Below are 3021 nucleotides of genomic sequence, written 5' to 3' on the forward strand. Positions count from 1 at the left end.
GATCGGTGACGTCGTGATCGTCAAGAACTCCGAAGACAAGACCACGTTGGCCCCCGACAACGGCCTCAGCGACTGGACCATGCCGTGGAGCGAGTGGGTCGCGGGCAGCGCGACCGGCTGACGCCACGTCACTCCCCAAGCATCTGAACCTGAATCCCTTCCGCCAGGCGGCGGGCGACACCATGTCGACCGCGCCTGCGTCGGCAGGGCGCTCGAGCAGCCCTCGGCCCGGGGAGACCCCGCGTCCGCATGCCCAGCATGGACGGCATCGAGGACACGCGCCGCATCGTCGAGTCCGGCGGTCCTTCCCGCATCCCTGCGCTGCACTATCGGGGGAATACTTCCCAAGATCAACTAAACGCCCAGAATTCCAACTTGAAGCTGCCGGTGGACTCGAGCGCCGATGAGGTCCAGCCTTATCCCATCCGGCTGGTGAACTGGTTCATGTCGAAATAGTCGCGCCAGGCGTTGATCTTGCCGTCAGTGACCTCGAAGGTCCCCATGACCGGCAGTTCGAACGATTTGTCAGTGAGCCTGAAGACGTCCACCCGCTCGGTCATCACGACCGGTCCGTTGGCTGCGATGTTGATGACGCGGAACTCGATGTGCTCAATGCCTGGCGGGCCAGGGCGGATGAACGAGGTGATGGTGTTGGCGATGGCCTCCCGGCCGGTGATCGGCGCCAGCGGGATGTTGTGGTAGATGGCGTCGTCGGTGAAAAATGCTGCCAGCTCGGCGGCCCCAGTGTTGTCCGACCACGCCGCGCAAAACCTGCGCACTACCTCGATCGGGCTCTCCATCTGGCTCCTCCCGCGGTTGATCTGAACAGTGCACTGCGATAGGCCGCTAAGAGGTGAGGATGAGCTTTTCGTGCGCTGTGCCCACTTCGAGGAGGGCGTGCGCCTGCGCGGCGTCCCGCATCGGCAGCAGCCGCTGGGCACGCAGGCGGAGTTGCCCGGAAGCGAGTAGTGGCATGGTCTGTTCGACCGCGTCGGGGGCGCGGTCCGGGGTGGGGACGGAGAGGGCGACGCCGAAGTCGGCCGCGTGCTCGTCCGCGAGGGTGATCACGCGCGCGGGGCCGCCCGCGAGCTCGACAGCGTCGCGCAGGCCGCCCTTGCCTCCGGCGTCGAAGACGGCGTCCACTTTGCCGACGTGCGCGCGCATCTGCGCAAGGAGCGCCGATCCGTAGCGGACCGGGATCGCGCCGAGATCCTTGGCGAACTGCTCGTCGCTCGGGCCGGTGGCGCTGAAGACTGTGAGGCCCTGGGATACGGCCAGCTGGGTGGCGATTACGCCGACCGAGCCTCCGCCGCCGAGGACGAGCAGGGTCTCGCCGGAGGTGACGCCGAGTTGGCGCAGGACGCCGACGGCGGCTTCGGCCGAGGCGGGCAGCGCTGCGGCGTCGGCCCAGCTGACGGTGGCCGGTTTGACAGTCCAGGCCGAGGCGAGGGCGTATTCGCCGTACCCGCCGAGCGTGGGCAGCTGGGCGGCGACCTCGTCACCCAGCGACACGCCAGTCACGCCCGGTCCGAGGGCGTCGACGGTGCCGGCGGCCTCGAAGCCGAGAACGGCGGGGTCGGGCAGCGGGAAGACCTCTCGGAGGTCGCCGCGCCGGATCTTCAGGTCGGTCGGGCCGACTCCCGCCGCGTGTACGCGCATCCTGATCTGACCAGGTCCGGGTGCGGGCAGGGCGACTTCCGACCACACGAGCGTCTCGGGCGATCCGTATCCGGTGAGCACTGCTGCGTACGGCATGGGTACCCCCTGCTCCTGGCGGTCCGCGCGAGAGGATATGGGAGCGGCACGCCTCGACGGTGGTGCTAGACAGAAAGCATAGGTGACATGTCACGCAATGCCAACGGCGGCGCGCCGGTGCCCGAGGGCGGGTGGCTCGACGGCGAACAGCAACGGGCCTGGCTGGCGTACATCCGGGTTCAGCTGCGGCTGACCTACGAGATGAATCGCCAGCTGCAGTCCGACAGCGATCTGTCCCTGCCGGATTACGATGTCCTGACGGCCCTGAGCGTCGCCGACGGGGGCCTGATGCCGATCACGGTGCTGGCCGCGCAGATCGGCTGGGAGCGCAGCCGGGTCTCGCACCACGTGCGGCGGATGGCCAAGCGGGATCTGGTGAGCTGCAGCCCGTCTGCGAACGACCGGCGCGTGACCGAGGTGAGGCTGACCCAACACGGCCGGAAGGTGCTCGAGGCCGCGGCTCTGGGACACGTGGAACTCGTGCGTCGCCTGTTCTTCGACGGCTTGCCGCGCGAGCTTGTCGGGCCGCTCAGCCAGGCGCTGGAGAGCGTCTACGCGAACATAATCGCGCAGGGCACGCTGCCGCCGCCGGTGGACTGGCGCCCGCCCCGGGGCGAGTGACCGGCGGCGGGCGCCGGGCTTGACTTAAGCCAGGCGATGGACCGGTGCAGATCGCCCGATGTACAAACTCGTCAAGGGCTCGGCAGCCAAGGCCCGCACCCAGGCGATCAACCAGCTCAAGGCCGTCCTCGTCAGTGCCGACCCGAACCTGGGGGAAGAACTGGCCGGGCTGAACAATGCAGAACTCTTCCGTACCTGCGCACGGCTCGCCGACGACGGCAAGAACGGCGAAGACGGTGAAGAGGCGGTGCTGCAGGCCACCCGCATCACCCTGTGCCTGCTGGCCCAGCGAATCGGCCAGCTCACGGAACAGATCCAGGATGTGGACGGCCGCATCCGTCGGGCGGCGGGGTCGCGTTCGGCGACGTGCCGGGCGACCGCGTCGACGCTGGGGCGTGCGTACCGCTCCAGGGAGCGGACGGAGGCGTGGCGGGAGCGGGCCAGCAACATCGGGGTGGACGTGCCGCCCTCGGCGTCGAACCGCTCCTGCCGAGCGCGCGGCCGAGTTCGCTGGTCCGCGTGCGCGACGATTTCAGCTACGGGCCCGAGGGCGGCGTTCCTCCTCGGCATCGCCGCTCCCTGCGCTCGTCAGAATCGCGCTCGCGACAACCTCGAAGAGGTGGTCGGCGCGTGGCGCGAGCGAGG

The 3021-nt window shown here is 69.0% G+C and carries 4 protein-coding genes and 1 pseudogene; 3 read left to right on the forward strand and 2 right to left on the reverse strand.

What is annotated here, in order from left to right:
- Window positions 1-258: 258 nt before the first annotated feature.
- Complete coding sequence (locus KVT44_RS59705) at window positions 259-456, forward strand: hypothetical protein (RefSeq protein ID WP_254651228.1); 198 nt, start codon at window positions 259-261, stop codon at window positions 454-456.
- Here KVT44_RS59705 and KVT44_RS55315 read toward each other — a convergent pair.
- Window positions 417-800, reverse strand: coding sequence for a limonene-1,2-epoxide hydrolase family protein (locus KVT44_RS55315; RefSeq protein WP_067381439.1), 384 nt, complete (start codon window positions 798-800; stop codon window positions 417-419). The genes KVT44_RS59705 and KVT44_RS55315 overlap by 40 nt on opposite strands.
- Before the next feature lie 46 nt (window positions 801-846).
- The gene (locus KVT44_RS55320; RefSeq protein WP_217576806.1) at window positions 847-1755 is read right to left on the reverse strand and encodes an alcohol dehydrogenase catalytic domain-containing protein; all 909 of its coding nucleotides are present in this window, start codon (window positions 1753-1755) and stop codon (window positions 847-849) included.
- An 87-nt stretch (window positions 1756-1842) separates the two neighbouring features.
- Here KVT44_RS55320 and KVT44_RS55325 point away from each other — a divergent pair, with 87 nt between their 5' ends.
- A complete protein-coding gene (locus KVT44_RS55325; protein ID WP_217576808.1) occupies window positions 1843-2376 on the forward strand; it encodes a MarR family winged helix-turn-helix transcriptional regulator in 534 nt (177 codons plus the stop codon).
- Between the two features lie 58 nt (window positions 2377-2434).
- A pseudogene (locus KVT44_RS55330) lies at window positions 2435-3021 on the forward strand (hypothetical protein); the annotation flags it as partial.

Source organism: Streptomyces sp. GbtcB7 (assembly GCF_019091445.1).
Taxonomy (GTDB): domain Bacteria; phylum Actinomycetota; class Actinomycetes; order Streptomycetales; family Streptomycetaceae; genus Streptomyces; species Streptomyces mirabilis.

Bases quoted from the DNA above. Each gene is read 5' to 3' on its own strand.
- KVT44_RS59705 (WP_254651228.1), top strand. From the start codon at position 259: ATGGACGGCATCGAGGACACGCGCCGCATCGTCGAGTCCGGCGGTCCT.
- KVT44_RS55315 (WP_067381439.1), bottom strand. From the start codon at position 800: ATGGAGAGCCCGATCGAGGTAGTGCGCAGGTTTTGCGCGGCGTGGTCG.
- KVT44_RS55320 (WP_217576806.1), bottom strand. From the start codon at position 1,755: ATGCCGTACGCAGCAGTGCTCACCGGATACGGATCGCCCGAGACGCTC.
- KVT44_RS55325 (WP_217576808.1), top strand. From the start codon at position 1,843: ATGTCACGCAATGCCAACGGCGGCGCGCCGGTGCCCGAGGGCGGGTGG.